Origin of the sequence: Streptomyces huiliensis (genome assembly GCF_020037025.1) — a bacterium.
In the GTDB taxonomy this organism is placed as follows: Bacteria; Actinomycetota; Actinomycetes; order Streptomycetales; family Streptomycetaceae; genus Streptomyces; species Streptomyces huiliensis.
Window position 1 is genome coordinate 63345 of the sequence record NZ_JAIQLH010000043.1, and the last position, 23184, is coordinate 86528.

Below are 23184 nucleotides of genomic sequence, written 5' to 3' on the forward strand. Positions count from 1 at the left end.
CGGACTGTGAAGCTTGATTCGATGTACCAGGACGTCATCCTGGACCACTACAAGCACCCGCACGGCCGGGGCTTGCGGGACGGCGACGCCGAGGTGCACCACGTCAATCCGACGTGCGGCGACGAGATCACCCTGCGCGTCCGGCTCTCCGGTGAGACGATCGAAGACGTCTCGTACGAGGGCCAGGGCTGTTCCATCAGCCAGGCCAGCGCCTCGGTCCTCAACGACCTGCTGGTCGGCAAGGAGCTCGACGACGCCCGGCGGATCCAGGAGACCTTCCTGGAGCTGATGCAGTCCAAGGGCAAGGTCGAGCCGGACGACGCGATGGAGGAGGTACTGGAGGACGCGGTCGCGTTCGCCGGTGTCTCCAAGTACCCCGCGCGGGTGAAGTGCGCCCTGCTGAGCTGGATGGCCTGGAAGGACGCGACCGCCCAGGCGCTGGGCGAGCACCCCGAGAGCACGAGGAAGACGGTATGAGCGACGAGCTGGCCACCGAGGGCGAGATGACCACCACCAAGCCGGCCACCGAGGACGAGGTCCGCGAGGCCCTGTACGACGTGGTCGACCCCGAGCTGGGCATCGACGTCGTCAATCTCGGCCTGATCTACGGCATCCACATCGACGACGCCAACATCGCCACCCTCGACATGACGCTGACGTCCGCGGCCTGCCCGCTGACCGACGTCATCGAGGACCAGGCGAAGTCCGCGACGGAGGGCATCGTCAACGAGCTCCGGATCAACTGGGTCTGGATGCCGCCGTGGGGCCCGGACAAGATCACGGACGAGGGCCGGGAGCAGCTCCGCGCCCTCGGCTTCAACGTATGATCGCTAACGTCTGATCGCTCGTTCTTCCAGCGGCCCGCCACCCGGCACCTCCCGGGCGGCGGGCCGCTGCTGTGTGGCGCAGTGGATCCCGCCGCCGCCCTCCGCCAGGTCGTGGATCTCCACGGCCCGCACCTCCCGGCCCGGGTACAGGTCCCGCAGCACCGACACGGCCCGCTCGTCGGCCCGCCGGTCGCCGAAGCGCGGCACGACGACCACGCCGTTGGCGACGTAGAAGTTCACGTAGCAGCCGAGGAAGTCGGCGCCGCGCTCGCCGAGTTCGGCCGGGTCGGGCTCGGGCAGCTCGACGATCTCCAGGGGGCGCCCGCGGGCGTCGGTCGCGCCGGCCAGCACCGCGCGCGCCTGCGCGTACACCCGCGTCCACACGCCGTCCGGAGCCGCCCCCGGCGGCGGGGCGCTCAGCACGACCGTGCCGGGCGCGGCGAACCGCGCGAGGGCGTCCACATGGCAGTCGGTGATGTCCTGCCCGCGCACGCCCGCGAGCCAGATGACCTTCGTGACGCCGAACAGTTCCTTCAGGGAACGCTCGACGTCGTCCCGCGACCGTCCCGGGTTGCGGTTGTCGTTCACGAGCGAGCTCTCGGTGACGAGCAGCGTCCCCTCGCCGTCGGTCTCCAGCGCACCGCCCTCGGCCACCAGCGGCGCGTCGATCCGCGGCACCCCGAGGCCGGCGAGCAGCCGCTCGGCGACGGCCCCGTCCCGCGGGTGCGCCTGCTTGCCGCCCCACCCGTTGAAGTGCAGGTCGACGCCGGCGACGCTGCCGTCGTCCCGGACGACGAACGTCGGTCCCGAGTCGCGCAGCCACAGGTCGTCGACGGGGATCCGGACCACCTCGACGGCCCCGCCGCAGACCGCGCGCGCCTCGGCGGCGTCCTCGGGCGCGGCGAGCACCGCGACGGGTTCGTACGCGGCGACGGCGCGGGCGATGGCGGCGACGTCCCGGCGCACGGCACCGGTGTACGGCCCCCAGACCGGGCCGCGCGGCGGCCAGCCCAGGAAGGTACGGGCGTGGGGCCGCGTCTCGGCGGGCAACTGGGGCATGGTCGGCCTTCTTTCACTGGGCGAGGCGAGGCGCGGCGCTCACGCTGTATGACCCCTGTGCCCCCAGTGTGGTTGACCGGCCCGGCGCGCCGCGGCCGCACCGGGCCCGTTCCCCCGGCCGTGGCGGGCCGGCTTCCCGGGTGCCGATCTGCGACGAACTGGCGTGCGAGGTAGTCTCGGCGGGCGTCCATGATCAGCAGATTGAAGGGGAGGCCCCGTGCCGCGGTTCCTGGTCGGCGGGGCGGTACTGGTCGTGCTGGTGGCCGGTGGGCTTCTCGGGTTCGCGCGGCTGAGTGGGGGTGGGCGGGGATGCCCGGAAGCGGTCGCCAGGGCCTCGGAGGCGGAGGTGGCGGGGGAGTACGAGGGGCCCGACGGGATGTCCGTGCGTCTTCGGTACGACGCGGGGGCGGGGCGGGGGACGTTCTCCGTGGCGGACTGGCCGTACGAGGACTCCCCGTCCTACCGGAAGGACAAGACGTTCGACACGGCCGGGACATGGAGCCTGTCGAAGGTCTCGGGTGTGGCGGAGGTACAGGTCCGGCTTTCCTTTCTCGACCCGCCGCGGCATCGCCGGCCGCTGAGCACGCTCGTCGTCGGCCGGGATGGTGACGAGCGGGTGCTGTTCAAGGAGACGGACCCGGACAACTGCCCGTCCACGGTGCTGCGGCGCGCCCAAGGGTGAGCTCGGGCGGCCCGGTCAGGAGGCGGGGCCGAACCAGTGGTGGAGGGCCGGTCGCAGGCCGGCGGTGGTCGGCGTGCCCGCCCAGCAGACGTGGCCGTCCGGGCGGAGGAGGAGGGCGTCGGCGGGGAGGTCCGGGAGGGTGGTGTGGTCGACGCGGCCCCTCCAGGGGGCGATGGCGGTGTGGAGGGACGGGGTGGGGGTGCGGGTGAGGAAGAGGCCGCGGGCGGTGGGGAGTTGGATGTTCGGGAGGCGGGTGCCCAGGAGGGGGTGGGCGGGGGTGCCGGGGGGCATGGGGTAGCGGATGTCCAGGCCGGAGATCATGCCGGCGATCCGGCGGTTGGCGGCCGGCTCCGCGAGGAGGCCGGAGACGAGGGAGCGCAGGGCGCGGACGTCGTCGTCGGGGTTCAGGAGGGCGAGCTGGGCCCGGGTGTTCTCCAGGACCGCGGCCCCGACCGGGTGGCGTTCGGTGTGGTACGTGTCCAGCAGGCCGCGCGGCGCGTGGCCCCGGACGGTGGCGGCGAGCTTCCAGCCGAGGTTGAAGGCGTCCTGCATCCCGAGGTTGAGCCCCTGGCCGCCCGCCGGGAAGTGGATGTGGGCGGCGTCGCCCGCCAGCAGCACCCGGTCCACGGCGTACCGGTCCGCCTGCCGGGAGGCGTCGGTGAACCGGGAGGCCCAGCGGAGCTCGCGGAGGGCGAGGTGCGGCCCGGGGCCGGTGGCGAGGGCGGTGCGGACCTCCTCGGCGGTGACCGGGGCTTCGCGGTCCACGGCCTGGTCCGGGGCGGCGAAGAGGAACCGGTGGACCCCGTCGCCGAGCGGGATGAGGAAGGGGCCGCCGCCGACGTCGAACGAGGGCAGGCGCCACTCGGTGGGCAGCGCCTCGTGGGGCTCCGGCACGATGTCCGCGACGGCCAGCGAGATCCGTCCGTCCCGCCCGGGGAACCCGACGCCGAGTGCCCCGCGCACCCGGCTGCGCCCGCCGTCGGCGCCCACGAGGTAGGCGGCGCGGAGGGTGGCGGTGCCGTCCGGGCCGGCGACGGTGGCGGTGACGCCGTCGGCGTCCTGGGCGAGACCGGTGAGCTCGTGGCCGCGCAGGACGGGGACGCCGTACGCGGCGAGGCGGTCCTCCAGGAACCGTTCGACGCGGGCCTGCGGGATGCCGACCTGGTAGGGGAAGCGGGTCCCGAAGACCGAGTAGTCCAGCGGGATGCCGGCGAAGTGGCCGGTGGGCAGGGTGGCGACGGCCTGTTCGGCGATCGGGTCCAGGAGGCCGCGCAGGTCCAGGACCTCGGCGGTGCGCGGCTGGAGGTTGAGCGCGCGGGACTGGCCGCCGCGTTCGAGGTCCTTCTCCAGGACGATGGTCCGGACGCCCGCGAGGGCGAGTTCGTTGGCGAGGAGGAGGCCGGTGGGGCCCGCTCCTGCGATGATCACGTCAGGGGGCATGTCGGGGTCCGCCTCCTCTGGCTGGGGGCTAGGCCTTCAGGCCGTGGCGGGTGACGTAGCGCTTGTGGAAGAGGATGAGTCCGCTCAGGACGGCCACCCACTGCACCGTGCTCACCAGGGGCACCGAGTCCACCGGCAGGGTCAGGGCCAGGACCACCCGGACGGCGGCGTCCAGCGTGAAGACCGTGCCCCAGACGGCGGTGAGTACCCGTACGTGGCGGCGGAACGCGGACTCGGCGTCCCAGCGGGCGGCCCAGGCGCGCCAGCCCGCCTCGCCGATCTTGGCCGTGACGACCGTCTGGGCCATGTACATGACGAAGGGCCGCCGGGTCGGCAGGGTGCCGAGGATCCAGAGGCCGATGAGGCCGAAGAGCCAGCTGTCGCGCACCAGCAGGACGCGCGGGTCCCCGGTGACCAGGGACATCAGGGCGCCGAGCAGCATCAGGCAGAGGGTGAACAGCCCCATCGCGTCCACCCGTCCGCGCCGGACCATCCCGTGGACCAGCCAGGGCGCGGCGAGCAGGCTGCCTACCGCGAGTGCCGCCCATTGGCTCAGGCCGGCCGCCTGGAGGCCGTAGAAGGCGGCGAGCGGGAGGGCGAGCTCGAAGAGGAGCTGGAGGGCGAGGTGCCTCCGCAGGGCGGCGGTCTTCTGCCGCTCGGTGGGCGGTGAGGCGGGCGGGGCGGCGGGGGATGGGGCGGGCGGTGAGGCGGGGGCGGTCATGGGGTCGGTGCTCACGGGGTCCTCCTGGTCGCGCGGTCGAAGAGGTCGGCGAGCTGACGGCCGTGGGCGGCGGCGTCGAAGTCGGGGTCGTGGGTGGCGCGCGCCACGAGCGCGTCGATGGCGCCCCGGAGTGCGTACACCATGGTCACCGGGTCGAACTCGCCGAACTCCCCGGCCTCCTGGCCCCTGCGCACGGCCTCGACGAGGCTGTTCATCATCGTGTCCGTGGCGGCGGTGAACTCCCGCGCCGACGAGCTCTCCCCCCGGGTCCCGGTGAGCACCTCCACGATGGCGGGCAGGTGCTTGGGGTGCTCGTTCATGAGCGCGAAGTTCGACTCGATGTGTGCTCGGAGCCGCTCGGGGGCGGTCGCGTGGGCCTCGATCCTGGGCCGCATGTACGCGTCGGCGACCCGCATCACCTCGGCCACGACCTCGCGCATCAGGTCGTCCTTGCCCGCGAAGTGGTACGAGATCATCCCGGTGCTGCTCAGCCCGGCCTGCCGGGCGATGCGCGTGAACGACGCCTTCGCGTAGCCCACTTCGGCGATGACCTCGATCGCGGCGTCGACGATCTGTGCCCGTCTGGCGGCCTCGATGAACGTCCGGTCGGCGGCGGGGCCGGGCCCTTGCTTGTTTCCGCTGCTTTTTGCTCGCATGAGCAAAAGGTAGAAGCTTCTTGCTTGGGTGAGCAAGTATTGGTTTGGTCAAGCAATCCTGGGTTCCCTCACGCGCCGCCCGTGAACAGCAGTCGGTCCGGTGTTCCGTCGCGGAGACCGGTCAGTACCCCCGGCGTCGCCTGACCCTCCAGCCACTCGGTCACCGCCTGCGCCGACGCGTCCGGGTGCGCCGCCTTGTAGAGCGCGGCCACCCCGGTGACGTGGGGTGCCGCCTGCGAGGTGCCGCTCATCGTCAGGTCGCCCCCGCCGGCGCGGGCGGAGACGATGTCCAGGCCCGGGGCGAGGAGCCGGAGGCAGGTGCCCCAGTTGCTGAACGACGTCATCCGGTCGTTCCGGTCGGTCGCCCCGACGACCACCGCCCCCGGCGCACTGCCCGGCGAGTTGGCGCAGGCGTCGGTGGGCGCCGCCGCGGGCTGTGCGTTGCCCGCCGAGACGACGGGCGGCACCCCGCGGGCCGCGACCGCCGCCACCGAGGCGTTCGTCGCCGCCGAGTACGGGCCGTTGAGCGAGGCGTTCAGCACGGACGCCGGCCCGGCGTGCTGGGCGACCCAGTCCAGGCCCGCCACGAAGCGGGAGGCCGACGTCGTCCCCTCGCAGTCCAGCACCCGCACGCTGACCAGCGACACCTTCCGGGCGATGCCGTGTTCCCCGCCGCCGATGATCCCCGCCACGTGCGTGCCGTGCCCCGAGCCGGCCAGGCAGTCCGAGCCGTCGCCGGCCGGGTCGACCAGGTCGACGCCCTGCCGGGCGCGCCCGCCGAACTCGGGGTGCGCGTAGTCGATCCCGGTGTCGATGACGTACGCGGTCGCGCCCTCGCCGCTGCCCGCGACCGTGAACTGCCCGTCCAACGGCAGCTGCCGCTGGTCCACCCGGTCCAGCCCCCAGGACGCCGCGGGGGCGGCGGCCGACTGGCGGAGCACCGCGTCCTCCTCGACGGACCGCACGTCCGGCGAGCGGCGGACGGTGTCCAGCTGCGCGGGGGTGAGGGTGGCGGCGAAGCCGAGCAGCGCGTGCTGGTAGACGGTGTCCGGGGTGACGCCGAGGCGGGCGGTCAGGGTGCGGGGGCTGGCGCCCTGGCGCAGGGTGACGATGTAGTGGCCGGTCACGGCGCGGCCGCTGGTGCGGTGGAGTGGGGCGGGGGGTGGTGTGGGGGGTGGGTCGGCGGGGGCGAGGGTGAAGGGGGCGAGCAGGGTGAGGATGAGGAGGCGGTGTGGGGGTCTCATGTCCTCTGGATAGGGGGAGGGGTGGCGGGGGGGCGATTGGGGTGGGCCATTTGGCTTGCGCCGGGTCCTTCGGGGCGGAGGGGCGGGGCCGGGGCGTGGGAGTCCGGTTCGCCTTGAGCGGCCCCCTCCGGTTAGGTTTTCGGACATGACCGATGCTGCTGTCCCCCGTACCACCCCCGGTGCCGCCGCCGCCGGCCTCGCCACGATCGCCGCCGACGGCACCGTCCTCGACACCTGGTTCCCGGCCCCCGCGCTTGCCGACGCGCCCGGCCCGGCCGGCACCGAGGAGCTGACCGCCGAGCGCGCCGCCGAGCTGCTGGGCGAGGCCGCCCTGAAGGCGGTCGGCCCGGACCCGCGCCGCGGCGTCACCGTCGTCGCGGTCCGCACGGTCATCGCCTCGCTCGACGACAAGCCGCTCGACGCGCACGACGTCTACCTGCGGCTGCACCTGCTGTCGTCCCGGCTCGTCCGGCCGCACGGCGCGAACCTCGACGGCATGTTCGGCCTGCTGGCCAACGTCGCCTGGACCTCGCTCGGCCCGGTGGCCGTCGACCAGATCGAGACCGTGCGCCTGAACGCCCGCGCCGAGGGCCTGCACCTCCAGGTCACCAGCATCGACAAGTTCCCGCGCATGACCGACTACGTCGTCCCCTCCGGCGTCCGCATCGGCGACGCCGACCGTGTCCGCCTCGGCGCCCACCTGGGCAAGGGCACGACCGTCATGCACGAGGGCTTCGTCAACTTCAACGCCGGCACGCTGGGCACCTCCATGGTCGAGGGCCGCATCAGCGCGGGCGTCGTCGTCGGCGACGGCAGCGACATCGGCGGCGGCGCGTCCACCATGGGCACGCTCTCCGGCGGCGGCAAGCAGATCATCTCCGTCGGCGCGAACTGCCTGCTCGGCGCCGAGTCGGGCATCGGCATCGCGCTCGGCGACGAGTGCGTGGTCGAGGCCGGGCTGTACGTGACCGCCGGCACCCGCGTCACCCTTCCGGACGGGGAGATCGTCAAGGCGCTGGAGCTCTCCGGCGCCAACAACATCCTCTTCCGCCGCAACTCCACCACGGGCACCGTCGAGGCCCGCCCGTACAAGAGCACCTGGGGCGGGCTGAACGAGGCGCTGCACAGCCACAACTGACGCGTTTCTCCGATGAACGTACGAGCGGTCGTACGGCGGATTCCGCCGTGCGGCCGCTCTGGCGTGTCCGGGACGGGCTGCGCCACCATGGGAGCCGCTCGTCAGGTCCGTCAGGTCCGTCAGATCCGTTTGGTCTGTCAGGTCCGTCCGGTCCGTCCGGTCCACGGAAGTCCCGCTGAGTCACGGGAGGCGCCATGAAGCTCGGCAAACGTCTGGCCGTCGGGTACGCCGAGGAAGCCGAGCCGGTGGAGACGGTGGTGCGGGTGGTGCAGGTGGAGATGGTGGCAGTGGAGGGGGCGGAGGTGGCTCTGCGCGTCGGCGGGCTCGCCGTCCTCGCCGAGCCGGAACCCGAGCCCGAGCGCGCGCCCCGGGAAGCCGTCCCGGCCGGGCGATGACCCTGCGGCTGCCGCGGGAGCGCCCCGACCGGCCGCCCACCGGCTACAAGATCGCTTACCCGGTGCTCTCCCGGGACGGCACCCGCGCCGGCTTCACCGGCGTCTCCCTCGGCGGCGGGACGCCGTACGGCGTCCTGGGCGACGCCCGCTGCGTCTACGGCCGCCGCCACCGTGCCCCCGCCCGCCGCTGCGACTGCGGCTTCCACTGCCTGCATTCGGCCGCCGAGGCGGCGGACCTCACCTGCGCGGGGGAGCACCGCCGGGCGGTCGTCCTGGAGGTCGCCGTCCTGGGCGCCTACATCCGCTACGAGCGCGGCATGCGCTACGCGCGCCAGCGCGTACGCCGCGTGCGGGTCGGGCCGTGCGCCTGCGGGCGTACGGCGACGCGGTTCGCCGACGCGGAGTGGGGGCTGCCCGGGTGGCGGGTGGTCGCGGCGGACTGCGGGGAGTGCGCGGTGGTACGGAGCGGGGTGCCCCTCGGGGAGTTCGCCCGGCTGGCGGGAGAGGGACTCGTGGTCGCCCCGGAGGAGGGGCGGCGGGACGGGACCGGCGGGTCCGTCCACGAACTCATCGCGGAGGCGGCGTTGTTGCAGGCGCGCCTCGACTGGTTCCAGAAGGAATTGGCGCGGCTCGACGGGCTCCGGCCTTGAGCCGGATTTCCGCCGGGAGACGGCTTTCCCTTCGGGGAATGCCGCCGACAACGGCGGCCGGTGACAACGGCGGCCGGTGACAACGGCGGCCGGTGACAACGGCGACCGCTGAAGACGGCGACCGCTGAAGACGGCGGCCGGTCCTCCTCCACTGTGGGGTTGGAGGAGGGCCGGCCGCCGTTCGGGGATCAGCTCCAGCGCTGGTGCTTGATGCCGCCGTCGAAGTTCGTGTAGACGGAGTGGTCGGGCCGCGAACCGAGGGTGAGGCCGGTGGCCTTGTCCACGAGCTTCCAGCCCGTGGAGTCCTTGGACTCGCGCCACTTCTGGTTGTTGCCGCCGTTGCACACGTGCGCGTAGACGGCGCCGTCCTTGTTGCTGTCGAGGCAGAACTTGTGGTCCCGCGACTTCAGGACGAACGTTCCGTCGGACTGCTTGGTCTCCTCCCACTTCGCGGTGGGAGCGCCGCAGTCGCCCGTGCCGACCCAGAAGCCGTTGGCGACCAGGCACTTGCCGTTGCCGTTGTTCTTCCAGGACACCGTCTTGCTGGCGGCGAACGCCTGGCCCGAGGTGCTGAGCATCAGGGCGGGCGCGAGGATGACGCCGGCCGCGAGGGTGCCTATCAGACGCTTCTTCATGGTGGTTGTCCCTTTCGAGGGCCGATGGCGACCTCGACGGCAAGGGCCGTTCTCAGGGCAGGCGGGCGAACAGCAAGGGTGTGGCGTATTCCGTACGCGTCCTACGCGTCGCGCACCGACGGGACGGGAAAACACCGGATCCCTTTCCGGAATCCGCCCCCTGCCCTCGGCCATATCCCCCGCTTCACGTTTCCGTGAAGTCCGTCGCCGCCCCCGTCCGATACCTCTGCCGCCGTGGTCCCGTTACTGTGTCGGCACCCTATCCCTACGTGATCATGGTGGCAAAGTGCTTTCCGCGAGCGCCGGGAAGAGCGCAGGGAACGCCAGGCGGAACGGCACCCCGGGCATTCGGCGCGCGGTATTTCCCGCCCGGAAAGCGGGGAACGGGAGTGGGATCGGGATCAGGTGCCGGGCCAGGGCGCCTTCAACTCACCGGCGCCCTCAACTCACCGGCGTCCTCAAACCACCGGCGTCCCCACCGCGTCCGCGTACGCCGCGCGCAGCCGCTCCGCCTGCTCCGCCGAAGCCGCCCGCAGGGGCGCCCGTACCGGCCCGCCCGGCAGGCCCAGCGCGCTCAGCAGGGCCTTCGCCGTCACGGTGCCCGGCAGTCCGCCGGCCATCATGGCCTCGATCAGCGGCAGGGCGCGCGCGTGCAGTCGCGTCGCTTCACCGGCGTCCCCCGCCTCGAACGCGTCCAGCGCGGCCGCGAGCAGCGGCCCGGCCACGTTCGCGACGGTGCTGACGTACCCGGCCGCGCCCACCGAGCGCAGCGGCAGGTTGAGTTCCTCGCTGCCGGAGTAGTAGGCGAGGCCGGTCGCGGCGATGACCTTGGCGCTGCCGAGGAGGTCGTAGGCGCAGTCCTTGACGCCCGCGACGCGCGGGTGTTCGGCCAGCCGCAGCATGGTGTCCACCTCGATGCGGGTGCCGGTACGGCCGGGGATGTCGTAGAGCATCACGGGGATCCCGACCGCGTCGGCCACCGTCCGGAAGTGCTCCTCGACGGCGTCCTGCGGGGGCCGGCTGTAGTACGGCGTGACGACGAGGACCGCGTCGGCGCCGGCCGCCTCGGCGGCGCGGGCGAGGGCGACGGTGTGCCGGGTGTCGTTGCTGCCGACGCCCGCCGTGACGCGGGCGCGGCCGGCGACGGCCTCGGTGACGGCCCGGACGAGGGCGGACTTCTCCTCGTCCGTGGTGGTCGGCGCCTCGCCGGTGGTCCCGCTGAGGACCAGTCCGTCGCAGCGGCCCGCGCCGACGAGGTGGTCGGCCAGGCGCTGGGCGCCGTCGAGGTCGAGCCGGCCGTCGGCGGTGAACGGGGTCACCATCGCACAGACCGTACGGCCGAAGGGGCTGGTGGGCGGCATCGCGTCACGCTCCGGGATCGGGGAACTCGTCCCGATTCTGGGCCGCTTCGACCGTACGGTCCATGGACAATCGCTACCGCCACGTTTCAGCGGTGCTTAAAGGACGGCCATCGGTCAGCCCCGGGGCGTCCAGCGCAGCACCTGCGGGTCGTGGTCGCTCGCCTGGTCGGCGAACTCGGCGTTGACGTGGACGATGTCGTAGTCCGTCCGGCCGGACCGCGCGCCCTTCCCGCTCTTGCCGCCCCTCACGGCCTTGGCGTTCATGGCGGCCTTGGCGTTCATGGCCGGGCTGGTCAGGATGTGGTCCAGGACCTGGGAGTTGCCCTGGTAGACGTAGCCGTACCGTTCCTTCGCGGGCAGCAGGTCCACCTGGTCGGTCAGCACCTTGCCGGAGGTGAGCGTGCGGAGCGCGGGGGAGAACTGGTAGTCGTTGAGGTCGCCCGCCACGATCACGTTGGCCTCGCGGTCCGCGGCGAGGAGCCGCTTGACGAAGGCGTTGACGGCCGCGGCCTGCTTGCCGCGCTGCACCTCGGAGGTGCGGGCCGGCGGCTGGAAGCGGCTGTCGACGCCCTGGTCGCCGCCCTTGGAGTTGAAGTGGTTGGCGATCACGAAGACCCGCTCGCCGCGGAAGGTGAACTGCCCCGCCAGCGGCTTGCGGCTGTTCTCCCACGCCGGGTTCGCCGGGTCGACGCGGCCGGGGGAGGCGGACAGGGCGGCCCGGCCGTGGTCGCGGACGACGCCGACCGGGGTCGTGGAGTCGCCGCCCGCGATGTCCGTGAAGCTCACACGGGCGGGGTTGAAGAGAAAGGCGGTGCGTATGTTGCCGCCGGGCTGGCCGCCGTCCTTGCCGTCCACCGGATCGATCTGCCGCCACTCGTACCGCGGCCCGCCCGCCTTCGCGACGGCGTCGGTGAGCTTCTTCAGCGTCGCGGTCGCGCCGACGGTCCCGTCGTTCGCCGTGCCGTTGTCGTCCTGGACCTCCTCCAGCGCGACGATGTCGGGCGAGGCGAGGTTGGTGACGAGGGCGGAGGCGAGCCGGTCGAACTTCTCCTGCGGGTTCTTGGGGGAGAGGTTCTCGACGTTGTACGTGGCGACGGCGAGCTCGCCGTCCCGCTGCCGGCGCGTGGTCTCGCGCTTCAGCCCCTTGTCGGCGAGGGTGCCGAGCTCGGTGGCCTGGAGGGTGTAGCCGCCGTAGTTGTCGTAGTCCAGCGGGCCGGCGGTGGTGCCGGTCAGCTCGTCGCCCACGTTCGCGACCGGGAACGGGCGCTGCGCGAACGGGATCAGCGAGGAGATCTTGACGCGGGCCGCGTTGGGGTCGGCGTACGAGCCGTAGAGGACGCCGCCGCGCGCGGTGCGGTGGTGGCGGGGGTCGGCGGTGACCCAGAGGTCCTTGTGGCTGCTGGTGGCGCCGGTGACCGGCGCGTTCCTGACCGCGACCCGCATGCCCTCCAGCGACTCGAAGCGGTCGAGCGCGTAGCGGCCCGGCTTCAGCCGCAGCTGCTCGATCGAACCCTCGCGGGACGTCGGCGCGTAACGGGCCGGCAGCGTGCGCGCGTCGAGCGTGACGGCGGCGGGGAGGGCGTTGCCCGAGGAGGCGACGGTCCAGGTGGCCTTGGTGAGCTGGGTGACCGACTGGAGGCCGGCGGCCTCGCCGCCCGGGTAGTACTCGCCGACCGTGGCCGAGACGAGCACCGCGTCGCCGACCGCGACGGCCGGGGGCGTCGCACCCGTGAAGACGAAGACGGCCTCGCTGGTGGCCGCGTCGCGGTCCGGGTGCGGGTCCTGGAACCAGAAGCCGCGGGCTGACCCGAAGGCACGGACCGCCGTGACGACGCCCGGCACCTCGGCCACCTGCTTCCCGGCCAGCGGGGAGAGGCGCGTGGTGCCCTGGATGTCGTGGATCCGGGTGCTCCCGGGGGCGCCTGCGGTGCTCCTGACGCTTGTGGTGCCCGTGGTGCCCGCCGCGCCCGCGGTGGGGGCGGTGAGCAGGCCGGCCGCGAGGGCGGCGGCGACGAGGGTGCCGGTGGTGACGTACGCGCGGCCGGTACGGCCGGTGGATCCGGTGGATCCGGTGGTACGCGGGGTGCGGCTGGTGCGGTGCCGACTGCTGGGCACGGAAGCCTCCGGAGGCTTGTGTGAGGGGTGGCAAGAGGGGTCGGCCGAGCGTGGACGGAAGCGGATACTCCGCCCGGCCCGCGCCGCCGACTTCTACGCGCGTCAATTTCGGGCGTGAACACGTCAGTTGTCAAGGTTCTGTGGGTGTACGCACACCGACGGGCAGCCGAACCGGGCGGCGGGCCGGGAAAGCCGTCTACGCTGGGGCGGTACGTGCGCCGCCGGTGATCCCCGCGCGCTCGCCGCCGTGGGCGGGTGGCCCAGGCCACGCCGCTTCCGGTCATGACCGGCGTCATGATCCGCTTCATGACCGGCGTCATGGCTCGCGTCATGGCCCGCGCCATGACCTTCGTCACGCCCGCACCCCGGCACACCCCGTGCCGTCACCCCGAGGAGATGACCCCCCTGATGCCCGCAGACCGCCCGACCATGCCGCCGGTCCGGCTCCTCCCCGACGCGGAGCTCGCGCGCGACGCGCTCTCCGCGCCGCTGTTCGCCCGCGCCGCCCGGCTGGCCCGCTGGGCCGGCGAGGGCACCCCGGTCGGCGCGGGCGGCGAACTGCTCGCGGACCAGCTGCGCACCGCCACCGGTCTGCTGGGACTCGACGGCGACGAGGACGGGCCGGCGTACACGGCCGAGGCGTGGCAGCTCGCGCTGGACACCGGTCTCGTCGAGTTCAGCGAGCACACGACGGAGGACGGCGAGGAGGCCGAGCCGGCGTCCGACGAGCCCAGCGGCACCGCCGCCGCCGGCGAGGAGCTGGCCACGCTCACCTCGGGCAGCCCGCAGGACGTCCTCGACCTGTGGCTCGGCGGCCTGGAGACCGTCCTCGCCGACGCGGCGGCGCCGGACCTCGGCGACATCGTCGACCAGCTCTCCGACGGCGGCGAGCTGGACCTCGACGCCATCGACTGGAACCCCGAGGAGGAGGCCGACTTCCTCGACGGCGTCCTCGGCAATCTCTATCTGCTGACGGCGCTGGACTCCGACGACGACGGCGCCGGCCGGCGGCCCGTCCCGCTGCCCGCGCTCGCCGCCTCCCTGATCGTCCCGGACGACATGGACGAGCCCACCGACGACGTCCTCGAAGAGGTCTCCGACGCGATGATGCGCCTGGACGACCAGTTCCGGCTGCTCGCCCCGACCGGCCTCATCGAGTACCAGCCCGTCGACGAGGCGCTCATCGAGGAGGTCGACGGCGAGGGCCACATCCGCGAGTCCGTCGACGGCGTCGCCTCCGACGTGCCTGAGGAGGAGGACGTCACCCGGTACGGCATGGTCTCCCTCACCCCGCTCGGCGTCTTCGCCGTCCGCACCCGGATGCTGGAGGCGGGCGTCGACGCCCCGGCCGTCGGCGATCTCGCCGAGAAGGACGCCGCCGCGCTCCTCGCCGCCCTCCCGCACCACCCCCGGCCCGCCGCCCGCGGCGAGGCCGAACTCTGGCTCGCCCGCCGCGACGCGCCGACCGCCGCCCGCGAGCTCCTCGCCGCCGCCCGCGGCGACGACACGGACGCGCCGCTGCGCCGGCTCGCCTGCCAGCAGGCCCTGACCCTCGTCCCGAGCGACGCCGAACCCGCCTTCCGCGAGGTCCTCGACGACCCCGAACTCGGCGGCCTCGCCCGCGTCTGGCTCGCCGAACGCGGCGCGTCCGACATCCCCGAGCCCGGCGAGACGATGGTCTTCTGGCTCACCATCGACACGATCGCCGCCCAGCTCGCGTCGGAGGGCGACACGGAGGAGCTGCGGGAACTCGTGCTCGGGCTGGTCGGGCAGCACAGCGGATTCTTCGACACCGCGTGGCGGGTCGAGCACCCCGCGACGGCGGACGTGCTGGAGGCGATGGGGCGGCTGCACCCGGACAAGAAGGTCGCCAAGGCGGCGCGGAAGGCGGCGTTCAAGGCGCGGTCGCGGGGCTGAGGGCTCCGCCGGGAGCGCCCCCTTCGGTGAGGGGGCGCCGCGCCGGCCGGCGTGCGGCCGCCGGGCCGCGGTCGCACGATGAGGAGTGGGGGAGCCGGACGGCCGTCGCGGCTCCCCGGCCCCTGGCCTCCCGGCCCTCCCCGGAGCGAGGTGATCCCCATGCCCGGCAGCCGCCTGCTCACGGAGCTCATCCGCCGCCCGCCGGACGAACTGATCTCCGACGTCGCGTGCAAGCGGACGCTGGGGCGCCAGTGGCTCTTCCGCACGTGGAACCGCGCGGAATTCGACGACGTCATCACCGGCCGGGTCGAGGCGTACATGAAGGCCCACCGGGTGCCCAACCTGTCGATCGCGCTCGCCAAGGGCGACCGGCTGGTCTTCGAGCAGGGGTACCCGCCGCCGTTCGGCAGCGACGTCCGGTTCCGCGTGGCCAGCGTCTCCAAGACGCTCACGGCCACCGCGGTCATGACGCTCGTCGAGGCCGGCTCGCTGGACCTGGACCGGACGGTGTTCGGCGACTCGGGCGTGCTCGGCACGACGTACGGCACACGGCCGTACTCGGCGCGGGTCCGCGCCGTCACCGTGCGGCAGCTGCTCCACCACACCGCCGGCGGGTGGGGGCAGCCGTACCCCGGCGGGGTCGACGAGGACCCCATGTTCGCCGCCGTCACCGCGGGGATGACGCACCGTCAGCTGATCGGCTACGTACTGGACACCATCCCGCTGCGAGCCGACCCCGGGACCGTGGCCGGGTACTCCAACTTCGGCTACTGCGTGCTGGGGAGGGTCATCGAGGCGGTCGGCGGGCTGCCCTACGAGCAGTACGTCAGGGAGGCCGTCCTCCGGCCGTGCGGCATCACGCGGATGGAGATCGGCGGCAACACCCTGGCCACCCGGCGGCCGGACGAGGCGCAGTACCACCGGCACCCCGATCTGAGCGCGACCCCGGACAACGACCCCTACGCCCTCGACCTCGGCCGCATGGACGCGCACGGCGGCTGGATCGCCCGTCCGGTCGACCTGCTCAGGTTCATGATCCGGGTCGATCTCCAGGACACCGTGCCGGACCTTCTGACCAGGGGGAGCGTCGACGCGATGTTCACCGGCTCGGATCCCTGGCTCGGGTACGGCCTCGGCTGGGGGCTGAGCTTCGTCCGCGTGCCGGTGGCCCTGGGCGGCGGCCTGGGGGGCCTCGCGAGGCCGAGCATCCTCACGTCCGTCTCGCACGACGGGGCGATGGCGGGCACCCTCGGGTACCTGGAATCCCGGACCGTCGGGGACGCCGCCTGCGCGATCCTCGTCAACACCCGGCCCGCGACGGACCTCCACGCCGCCGGACTGGCCGAGCTCGCCGACGGGATCCTCGGGAGGATCGGCAAGTGGCCGGAGTACGACCTGTTCGCCTGCCGCCATCTGTGACGGCGCGCGGTCAGGCCCCGAACGGCCAGGCTCCGAACGGCCAGGCTCCGAACGGTCAGGTCCCGACTGGTCAGCCCCCGACTGGTCAGGTCCCGAACGGAGCCGCGTACCGGATCCGGCCGGTCGGCAACGGCCGCCCCGCGTCGAGGCCCAACACCATCATCGCCTCGTCCGGCACCTCGAACGCGGGCAGGACACCGTGCGCGGACGCCCGGGTGAACCCGAACCGGGGGTAGTACTCCGGGTGCCCGAGCACCGTGACGGCGTGTTCGCCCAGCGCCCGCGCCGCGTCGAGAGCCGCCCGGATGACCGCGGACCCGGCGCCCGTCCGCTGGTGGGCGGGGAGGACGGCGACGGGGGCGAGGCAGAGCGCCGGCTCCTCGCCGATGTGGCACCGCGTCAGCAGCGCGTGGGCGACGACCGTGCCGTCCGGGGCCTCGGCGACCAGGGACAGGCCGGGGATCCAGGCGTCCGGGTCGGCGCGCAGCGCGTCGACCAGGTCCGCCTCCAGCGGCGTCGGAAAAGCGGCCACCTCGACGGCGCGGACCCCGGGAACGTCGGCGGCGGTCTCGGGCCGGACGGTCCAGGGCGCGGGAGGGTTCGCGGCCACGGGCCGGATCCGTTCCCGCAGCAGGCAGAACTCGTTGCCCTCAGGATCGGCCAGCACCTGCCAGCTCTCGTCACCGGTCTGCCCTACGTCGACGGGCTTGGCCCCCAGCGCGAGCAGCCGCGCCAACTCGGCCTCCTGGTCCCGGTCGGTGGGACTGACGTCGATGTGCAGCCGGAGCTTCCCGCGCCGCGGGTCGTCGCTCGGACTGATCACGAGAACCGGCGACGGCCCACCGAAGCCGACCCCCGCCGGCCCGATCGCGATACTCCCGTCGTCCTCCCGCTCGAACTCGACGTACCCGAGCACCTCACTCCAGAACCCGGCGAGCCGCTCCGGGTCGGCGGCGTCGATGACCAGCTCACTGATACGGGATGCCATGGCCGCCAGTGTACGGAGACGCCCTGGCCGGGGCCCCTGAATTCGAGACCGGGGGTGTCTGCGGGGGATGCCCCGGAGGGTGTCCCCTAGGGAATCGGGCGGTGGGGAATCATCCCAGGTGCTGACGCCGCGTCCTCCGGGGAAGAGGGAGGATGACGTCTGAGCTTGTTCCGTCCCCGTCTTCCTGCCTCGTCCCGCCGTCCGCATCTGGAGCCCGTACCCCATGTCCCGCAACCGTGCCTCCCTCCTCGCCCTCTCCGGTGCGGCCCTGAGTGCCGCCCTTCTGGTGGCGGGCTGTTCGTTGAGTGACGGGCCGGTGAAGAAGGCGGAGCGTACCTACACCGTGCGGGGGAAGGTCACCGTGATCGAGGCCGGGAGCTTCGGGGGTGACATCACCGTGCGGCCGCTCGCGGAGGGGGCGGACAAGGTGCGCGTGACCGAGCGGTACGAGTACAGCGGGTCGAAGCCGAACCCCGAACACAGCCTGAGCGACGGCCGGTTCACGGTGAAGAAGACGGACTGCGGGAACCCGGGGAAGCGGTGCACGGTCCACCTCACCGTGCTGGCGCCGCCCTCCGTGGCCGTCGACCTGAAGACGCAGGGCGGCGACGTCACCGTCGAGGGGACGTCCGGCGGCGTCGACGCCGAGACCAGCGGCGGAGACATCCGCGTCGAGGACTCCGCGTCCCGCTCGGTCCGCGCGCACACCCGGGGCGGGAACGTGACGGTCTCCTCCACCGCCGTTCCCGACGCGGTCGACGGGCGGACGCAGGGCGGCGACGTCACGGTGCGGGTCCCCCAGGGAGCGTACGCGGTGGAGGCGAGCACCTCGGGCGGCAACCGGAAGGTCACCGTCCCCTCGACCGCCGGCGCCCCGCACCGGATCAAGGCGGTCACGCAGGGCGGGAACGTCTCCGTCGTGAACTAGCAGGCGCAACCTTCTAGTTCAGGCCGGCCATGAACTCGCTCAGGAGGCGGTTCGCCGTGCCCGACTCGTAGAGGCGGGCGAGGTCCGCTCGGGCGAGGTGATGGTGGAAGTCGCCTCGGTAGGAGGCGTCGCCGGCGCTGTGGATCAGTTCGGTCCACCAGGTGGCGAACGCCTGGTAGTTCCAGACGTGGCGGAGGCAGGTCGGAGAGTAGGCGTCGAGGAGGGTCGTGTCGCGGTCGTTCTCCTGGTGGTGGACGATGGCGTTCGCGAGGAGTTCGGCGTCGTGGAGGGCCAGGTTCATGCCCTTCGCGCTCATCGGGGGGACGATGTGGGCGGCGTCGCCGAGCAGGTAGAGGCGGCCGTGGCGCATCGGGCTGTGCACCACACCGCGCAGCGGCACCAGTTGCCTGCTGATGATCCGCCCCCGGGCGGCCACGGGCTCGCCGAAGCGGGTCTCCAGCTCGTCCCGGATCCGTTCGTCCGGCCACTCCGACAGCGAGCTGTCCGGCGAGCACTGGAGGTAGAACCGGCTCGCGTGCGGGCCGCGGCCGAACTGGCCGGCGAAGCCGCGGGGATGCAGTGCCATCAGGGTCTGGTGCCGGGGAGGCACCTCCGCGAGGGCGGTCAGCCACACGAAGCCGTAGTCGTGGGAGTACCGGGTGAGGATCCCGTCGGGGATGGCCGTCCTGCTCACGCCGTGGTCACCGTCGCAGCCGGCGACGAACTCGCAGTGGATCGTCCGCGGGGAGCCGGTGGCGTCCCGGTAGCGGACGTGCGGGGACGCCTCGTCCGCGATGTCGTGCGGCGTGACGTCCTCGGCGTCGAAGCGGAGGTCACCGCCGTCGGCGACGAAGACGTCGATGAGGTTCCGGACGAGGACCTGCTGGGGGCAGAAGCGCCCGTCGCCGTGGTGGTCCGGTGTGAGGGTGAGGGGGCGGTCCTCGCCGTCGATCCGGAAGTTCAGCACCGGGTCGAAGGGGACCCCTCCGATCACCCGGTCCTCAAGACCCCACTCCCGGAACATGCGTGCCGCCCGGGTGTCGATGACACCGGCACGCTGCCGCTGCTCGACGTACTCGCGGCCGCGTTTCTCCAGGATGACGCAGTCGATTCCCTTGCGCAGTAAGAGGTTCCCGAGGGTGAGTCCCGCGACTCCCGCTCCCACGATCACCACGGTGGACGTTTCGGTCGTCTCTGTTGTCATGCCTTCATGGTTGCGGGGCACTGGGGCTGCGTGGCACCGGTATGCGGACAGGATGTACCGGAAAGCCGCCAAGGTCGTTGGCGGTGCCGGTCACCGGCTCTCGTCACCGGCTCTGTCATCGGCTCTCGTCACCGGCTCTCATCACCGGGTCCCGGTGCGGAGCTCCCGCTGGTAGCGGCCCGGCGTCTGGCCGACGATCGCCGTGAACGCCTCGATGAAGCTGGTGGGGTTGGCCCACCCCAGCCGCGTGGCCGTGTCGACGACCGGTTCCCCCTCGACCAGCCTCACCAGCGCGTGCTGGACGCGCAGCAGGCTCCGCCAGCGGTGGAAGCTCATCCCCAGTTCGGTCCGGAACAGGCGGCTCAGGGTCCGTTCGCTCGCCCCGGCCGTCCGGCCGAGTTCCGCCAGCGTCGAAGGGGTGGCGGGATCGGCGTGGAGCAGGTCCGTGACCGCGCGGAGGCGGTCGTCGGCGGGTGTGGGGAGGTACAGGTCTTCCTCGGGGACGTCGGCGAGTTCGTCGACGACCACGCGGCGGAGTCGGTCCCGCGCGTCCGGGCGCAGCCGGCGGCCGCCGGTCAGGACCAGCACCGCCTCCCGCAGCAGCGGTGACGCGGTGAAGACCGTGGGCCGGTCCGGCAGCGCGGCGCACAGCGGGCCGGAGACGTCCACCACCCGGACCTCCGTCCGCCCGTACGCGCGGTGGTAGTGCTCGAAGCCCGGCGGGGTCCACGTGACGCGGTTGGGCGGGGCGATCCACGTGCCGCGCTCCGTCGTGGTGGCGAGGACGCCCGCCGAGGGGTACAGCAACTGTCCGTCGATGTGGCGGTGGGGTGCCACGTCGTCTCCGTGGGCGAGGAGTCCGCGCATGTCCGCGTGCTTGGCGGCGAGGTCGGACTTCTGGTGGGTCTGGGGCACGGTGCCGAGCCTACTGGCGGGCTTTTGGGTGGAGTTCAGGCAGCGATCTCCCGCGCGAGCCCGGCGTTCGCGCGCTCGGCGACCCGAGCGCGGGCGGACGTCGGCCGGGTCGGCGCTTCAGGACGCCGCGGGCGGCGTAGTGGGTGAGGGTGTGGGGGTTGGCGGCGCGGGTGGTGGGGCTCATGAGCCGCCGGGGCGGCCTGCGGGCGCGTCATCGTCGGCAATCCCACATCCCGAGACGGAAATCGGCATGTTACCCGCCAACCAGGGCCATTCCCGGCACGTTTGGATGTGCGGGACGTCCGGTCAAGCGACCGAAAAGGCGTTCTGGACAAGGTTCCGGCCGGCTGCCTGTCCGGGGGTTCCGGGGCGCTGAGCTGCCGGAGTGCCCCGTGCCGCGCCGGCCGCCTGCCAAACGAACGCCCGGGAAAGTAGCACCTCTTCGGCCATTCGCCCGTTTGTCACTGAACAACCGCTTCCGGTTGGAGTCGGCAGATATTGCCGTGTTGACTTCTTGAGTCATGCAGTAACCGTGGGGTACACAAGGGGCGTTTGCCGCCCGAGTGGCAAGAGAAAGGGAAGTGATGCCACAAAGCACCTTGCCGGAAACGCTGCCCGAGACCCACCGCGTCATCCGCACCCGCACCGTCCTGCGGAACTACGCGCCGGAACCCATCGACGACGAGCACATCGACCACATGCTGGAGTGCATGCTCGCCGCGCCCACCGCCTCCAACAAGCAGGCCTGGTCGTTCGTGGTGGTGCGCGACCCGCGCAACGTCCGCCTCCTGCGCGCCTTCTCGCCCGGGATCATCGGCACCCCGGCGTTCGTCGTCGTCGCCTGCGTCGACCGGCGCCTGACCGCCGGCTTCACCGGCGAGGTCTCCCGCAAGATCTACGAGACCTCCAAGCTCTGCGTGGCCATGGCCGTGGAGAACCTGTTGCTCTCCGCGCACGCCCTCGGCTTCGGCGGCTGCCCGGTGAGTAGCTTCCGCGAGGAGATCCTGCGCGACCTCCTCAACCTCCCGGAGCCGCTCGAACCCGTGCTGCTGGTGCCCGTCGGGCGCCCGGCGCAGGCGCCGACACCGTCCGACCGCCGCGACAAGAACGAGGTCATCAGCTATGAAGTCTGGGGGAACCGTGGCACCGCAGAACCGGTTGCATGAGGACATCGCGCTGCTCGCCGCCTACCTGCTGAGCAGCGGCCGGGGCCTCCTCACCGAGCCCGCCGACTACGGCGCGTTCCGCTGCGCCGACGCCGCCCGCCGCACCCTGGAGATCCTGGAGAACGCCGGCGGGAGCACCCCCGGGCTCTCCGAGGTGCGGCAGCGCCTGGACGACTACATGTTCGCGCCCATGGGCGGCGACACGGACATCGGCCAGGTGCTGGACGAGCTCTGCTCGAAGATGGCCGAGACGCTGAAGGGCCGGATGGCGGAGGCCGAGGCGCCGAAGGACGCGCCGGCGTCCTGACGTTCCCGGCCCCCCACAGTCGAGGCGGATACCACCGACCCCCCTCCGGAGGAGAACTGACATGTCGCCGCATGAGCTGACGGACGCTTCCCCGATCGAGATGCACGGGGAACCGGTCGGCGAGAACTGCCGGCGCATCCTGCCGCGCGGAGAGCATGCCCTCATCGGCGTGAGCGCCGGCAACAGCTACTTCAACCAGGACCGGCTCACCGCCCTGCTGGACTGGACCGAGCGGTCCTTCGAGGACATCGATGTCGTGTACGTGGACACGGCGTTGGACGAGATGCTCCTCGCCGACGGGCGTACGCCCGAGAGCGCCGCCAAGTCCGTGAAGGCCACGGTCCGGGACGTCCGGCGGCGCATCAAGCGCGCCCGGGAACGGCTCGGACCGCAGGGCGACCGGATCCGCGTCCGGGCCTTATCCGAGATCATGGAACTCCCCGCCTACCAGGCCGTCCGCCGGGAGACCGACCGCGCCTTCCGGGAGGACGCGGAGTTCGCGGCCACCTGCCGGGCGATGGTCAAGGACATCGTCGAAAACCGCTCCGGTTCCGGGTCGGGTTCCAGCTCGGGCACCGGCGCCGTCACCGAGGCGCACCTGCGGGCCGGTCTCGCCTACGTCCAGGCGGAGGCGCCCCTGTTCGTGGACTGCCCCGCCATCTTCGACGTCCCGACGTCCGTGGTGGTCTACCACACGACGCCGCCCATAACCGCGCACCTCGCGGGCTGCCCCGAGGGCTTCCGCGCCGCTCCCGGGCAGGGCTACGCCCTCGTCCGTCCACGGGAGTGGTCACTCGCCGGGGTCTGAGGCCCGGCTGCCGGCGGCGTCGAACGCCGGCCGTCCGACCGCTCCGCCCGTCGCCGTCACCCCCCGACGGCGACGGGCGGAGCCGTCTCTCCCTCACGACGGAACGTGCGGCGGTACGCCTGAGGGGCGACCCCGATCGCGGCGTGCAGGTGTCGGCGCAGCGAGACGCCGGTGCCGAAGCCCGCGCGGTGCGCGACGGTGTCGACGGGCCAGTCGGTCGTCTCCAGCAGGTGCCGGGCCAGTTCGACCCTTTGGCGGGTGAGCCACCGGCCGGGCGTGGTGCCGGTCTCGTCGCGGAAGCGGCGGGTGAACGTGCGGACGCTCATGCCGGCGCGCGCCGCCAGGTCGGCCAGGGTGAGGGGTTCGCCGAGGCGCTCCTCGGCCCAGGCCCGGGCGGGGGCCGTGCCGGTGGCCGCCGGTTCGGGGACGGGCCGCCGGATGTACTGGGCCTGCCCGCCCTCCCGCCAGGGCGGCACCACGCAGGAGCGCGCGACCTCGTTGGCGATCCGGCTGCCGTGGTCGCGGCGGACGAGGTGCAGGCACAGGTCGATGCCGGCGGCCACGCCGGCGGAGGTGAGGACGTCGCCGTCGTCGACGAACAGCACGTCG

24 protein-coding genes and 1 pseudogene are annotated in these 23184 nt (G+C 72.9%); 12 read left to right on the forward strand and 13 right to left on the reverse strand.

Annotated features, from left to right (window positions below; genetic code table 11):
• Nucleotides 1-6: 6 nt before the first annotated feature.
• Nucleotides 7-477 (forward strand): Fe-S cluster assembly sulfur transfer protein SufU, encoded by a 471-nt coding sequence (gene sufU / locus JNW98_RS09905; RefSeq protein ID WP_223767759.1) that lies wholly within the window; start codon nucleotides 7-9, stop codon nucleotides 475-477.
• Nucleotides 474-827 carry a metal-sulfur cluster assembly factor gene (locus JNW98_RS09910; protein ID WP_372459200.1) on the forward strand — a complete coding sequence of 118 codons (354 nt, stop codon included), beginning with the start codon at nucleotides 474-476 and terminating at the stop codon, nucleotides 825-827. The genes sufU and JNW98_RS09910 overlap by 4 nt, the downstream gene beginning before the upstream one ends.
• A 3-nt stretch (nucleotides 828-830) precedes the next feature.
• Here JNW98_RS09910 and JNW98_RS09915 read toward each other — a convergent pair whose 3' ends face one another.
• A complete protein-coding gene (locus JNW98_RS09915; RefSeq protein ID WP_223767760.1) occupies nucleotides 831-1886 on the reverse strand; it encodes an agmatine deiminase family protein in 1056 nt (351 codons plus the stop codon).
• Between the two features lie 217 nt (nucleotides 1887-2103).
• Between JNW98_RS09915 and JNW98_RS09920 the strand changes: the two genes are divergently transcribed.
• Nucleotides 2104-2568 (forward strand): hypothetical protein, encoded by a 465-nt coding sequence (locus JNW98_RS09920; RefSeq protein ID WP_223767761.1) that lies wholly within the window; start codon nucleotides 2104-2106, stop codon nucleotides 2566-2568.
• Between the two features lie 15 nt (nucleotides 2569-2583).
• On the opposite strand, the gene JNW98_RS09925 is transcribed toward JNW98_RS09920, so the two are convergent.
• The 4 genes from JNW98_RS09925 to JNW98_RS09940 form a co-directional block, all read right to left on the reverse strand.
• Nucleotides 2584-4008, reverse strand: coding sequence for an FAD-dependent monooxygenase (locus JNW98_RS09925; RefSeq protein WP_223767762.1), 1425 nt, complete (start codon nucleotides 4006-4008; stop codon nucleotides 2584-2586).
• A 28-nt stretch (nucleotides 4009-4036) separates the two neighbouring features.
• A complete protein-coding gene (locus JNW98_RS09930; protein ID WP_223767763.1) occupies nucleotides 4037-4744 on the reverse strand; it encodes a VC0807 family protein in 708 nt (235 codons plus the stop codon).
• Nucleotides 4741-5385 carry a TetR/AcrR family transcriptional regulator gene (locus JNW98_RS09935; protein ID WP_223767764.1) on the reverse strand — a complete coding sequence of 215 codons (645 nt, stop codon included), beginning with the start codon at nucleotides 5383-5385 and terminating at the stop codon, nucleotides 4741-4743. Before JNW98_RS09935 ends, JNW98_RS09930 begins: the two co-directional genes overlap by 4 nt.
• Before the next feature lie 68 nt (nucleotides 5386-5453).
• Nucleotides 5454-6629: a S8 family peptidase gene (locus tag JNW98_RS09940; RefSeq protein ID WP_263420591.1), complete on the reverse strand. Its 1176-nt coding sequence runs from the start codon at nucleotides 6627-6629 to the stop codon at nucleotides 5454-5456.
• Between the two features lie 145 nt (nucleotides 6630-6774).
• Between JNW98_RS09940 and dapD the strand changes: the two genes are divergently transcribed.
• The 3 genes from dapD (at nucleotide 6775) to JNW98_RS09955 (ending at nucleotide 8812) form a co-directional block, all read left to right on the forward strand.
• On the forward strand, nucleotides 6775-7767 hold the full coding sequence (gene dapD, locus JNW98_RS09945; protein WP_223767766.1) for a 2,3,4,5-tetrahydropyridine-2,6-dicarboxylate N-succinyltransferase: 993 nt from the start codon (nucleotides 6775-6777) through the stop codon (nucleotides 7765-7767).
• Nucleotides 7768-7961: 194 nt separating this feature from the next.
• Complete coding sequence (locus JNW98_RS09950; RefSeq protein ID WP_223767767.1) at nucleotides 7962-8162, forward strand: hypothetical protein; 201 nt, start codon at nucleotides 7962-7964, stop codon at nucleotides 8160-8162.
• The gene (locus JNW98_RS09955) at nucleotides 8159-8812 is read left to right on the forward strand and encodes a hypothetical protein (RefSeq protein WP_223767768.1); all 654 of its coding nucleotides are present in this window, start codon (nucleotides 8159-8161) and stop codon (nucleotides 8810-8812) included. Before JNW98_RS09950 ends, JNW98_RS09955 begins: the two co-directional genes overlap by 4 nt.
• Nucleotides 8813-9000: 188 nt before the next feature.
• On the opposite strand, the gene JNW98_RS09960 is transcribed toward JNW98_RS09955, so the two are convergent.
• The 3 genes from JNW98_RS09960 to JNW98_RS09970 form a co-directional block, all read right to left on the reverse strand.
• Nucleotides 9001-9447 carry an RICIN domain-containing protein gene (locus tag JNW98_RS09960; RefSeq protein ID WP_223767769.1) on the reverse strand — a complete coding sequence of 149 codons (447 nt, stop codon included), beginning with the start codon at nucleotides 9445-9447 and terminating at the stop codon, nucleotides 9001-9003.
• A gap of 458 nt (nucleotides 9448-9905) precedes the next feature.
• Nucleotides 9906-10808, reverse strand: a complete 903-nt coding sequence (dapA, locus tag JNW98_RS09965; RefSeq protein WP_223767770.1) for a 4-hydroxy-tetrahydrodipicolinate synthase — start codon at nucleotides 10806-10808, stop codon at nucleotides 9906-9908.
• A gap of 114 nt (nucleotides 10809-10922) precedes the next feature.
• Nucleotides 10923-12923, reverse strand: coding sequence for a DUF8508 domain-containing protein (locus JNW98_RS09970; protein ID WP_372459201.1), 2001 nt, complete (start codon nucleotides 12921-12923; stop codon nucleotides 10923-10925).
• Between the two features lie 408 nt (nucleotides 12924-13331).
• Here JNW98_RS09970 and JNW98_RS09975 point away from each other — a divergent pair, with 408 nt between their 5' ends.
• Nucleotides 13332-14840 (forward strand): hypothetical protein, encoded by a 1509-nt coding sequence (locus tag JNW98_RS09975; protein ID WP_223767782.1) that lies wholly within the window; start codon nucleotides 13332-13334, stop codon nucleotides 14838-14840.
• Between the two features lie 159 nt (nucleotides 14841-14999).
• On the forward strand, nucleotides 15000-16259 hold the full coding sequence (locus JNW98_RS09980) for a serine hydrolase domain-containing protein (RefSeq protein ID WP_223767771.1): 1260 nt from the start codon (nucleotides 15000-15002) through the stop codon (nucleotides 16257-16259).
• Between the two features lie 85 nt (nucleotides 16260-16344).
• Here the strand turns inward: JNW98_RS09980 and JNW98_RS09985 are convergent, their stop codons facing one another.
• Together JNW98_RS09985 and JNW98_RS09990 are read right to left on the reverse strand one after the other, a co-directional pair.
• The gene (locus tag JNW98_RS09985) at nucleotides 16345-16869 is read right to left on the reverse strand and encodes a GNAT family N-acetyltransferase (protein ID WP_223767783.1); all 525 of its coding nucleotides are present in this window, start codon (nucleotides 16867-16869) and stop codon (nucleotides 16345-16347) included.
• Nucleotides 16867-17247, reverse strand: a pseudogene (locus JNW98_RS09990) (VOC family protein); the annotation flags it as partial. The pseudogene JNW98_RS09990 and the gene JNW98_RS09985, both read right to left, overlap by 3 nt.
• 223 nt (nucleotides 17248-17470) lie before the next feature.
• On the opposite strand from JNW98_RS09990, the gene JNW98_RS09995 reads away from it, so the two are divergent.
• Nucleotides 17471-18175 (forward strand): DUF4097 family beta strand repeat-containing protein, encoded by a 705-nt coding sequence (locus JNW98_RS09995; RefSeq protein ID WP_223767772.1) that lies wholly within the window; start codon nucleotides 17471-17473, stop codon nucleotides 18173-18175.
• A 13-nt stretch (nucleotides 18176-18188) separates the two neighbouring features.
• Here the strand turns inward: JNW98_RS09995 and JNW98_RS10000 are convergent, their stop codons facing one another.
• Both JNW98_RS10000 and JNW98_RS10005 read right to left on the reverse strand, forming a co-directional pair.
• Nucleotides 18189-19379, reverse strand: coding sequence for a 4-hydroxybenzoate 3-monooxygenase (locus tag JNW98_RS10000; RefSeq protein ID WP_223767773.1), 1191 nt, complete (start codon nucleotides 19377-19379; stop codon nucleotides 18189-18191).
• Nucleotides 19380-19520: 141 nt separating this feature from the next.
• The gene (locus JNW98_RS10005; RefSeq protein ID WP_372459202.1) at nucleotides 19521-20294 is read right to left on the reverse strand and encodes an AraC family transcriptional regulator; all 774 of its coding nucleotides are present in this window, start codon (nucleotides 20292-20294) and stop codon (nucleotides 19521-19523) included.
• 584 nt (nucleotides 20295-20878) lie between these two features.
• On the opposite strand from JNW98_RS10005, the gene JNW98_RS10010 reads away from it, so the two are divergent.
• From JNW98_RS10010 to JNW98_RS10020, 3 genes are all read left to right on the forward strand, one after another.
• Nucleotides 20879-21460 carry a nitroreductase family protein gene (locus tag JNW98_RS10010; protein ID WP_223767774.1) on the forward strand — a complete coding sequence of 194 codons (582 nt, stop codon included), beginning with the start codon at nucleotides 20879-20881 and terminating at the stop codon, nucleotides 21458-21460.
• Nucleotides 21435-21767: a DUF6092 family protein gene (locus tag JNW98_RS10015; protein ID WP_308015542.1), complete on the forward strand. Its 333-nt coding sequence runs from the start codon at nucleotides 21435-21437 to the stop codon at nucleotides 21765-21767. Before JNW98_RS10010 ends, JNW98_RS10015 begins: the two co-directional genes overlap by 26 nt.
• A gap of 61 nt (nucleotides 21768-21828) precedes the next feature.
• On the forward strand, nucleotides 21829-22575 hold the full coding sequence (locus JNW98_RS10020; RefSeq protein WP_223767776.1) for a tRNA-dependent cyclodipeptide synthase: 747 nt from the start codon (nucleotides 21829-21831) through the stop codon (nucleotides 22573-22575).
• Nucleotides 22576-22631: 56 nt separating this feature from the next.
• Here the strand turns inward: JNW98_RS10020 and JNW98_RS10025 are convergent.
• Nucleotides 22632-23184, reverse strand: a 553-nt coding sequence (locus JNW98_RS10025; RefSeq protein WP_223767777.1) for a GlxA family transcriptional regulator, incomplete at its 5' end; no start/stop codon positions are given.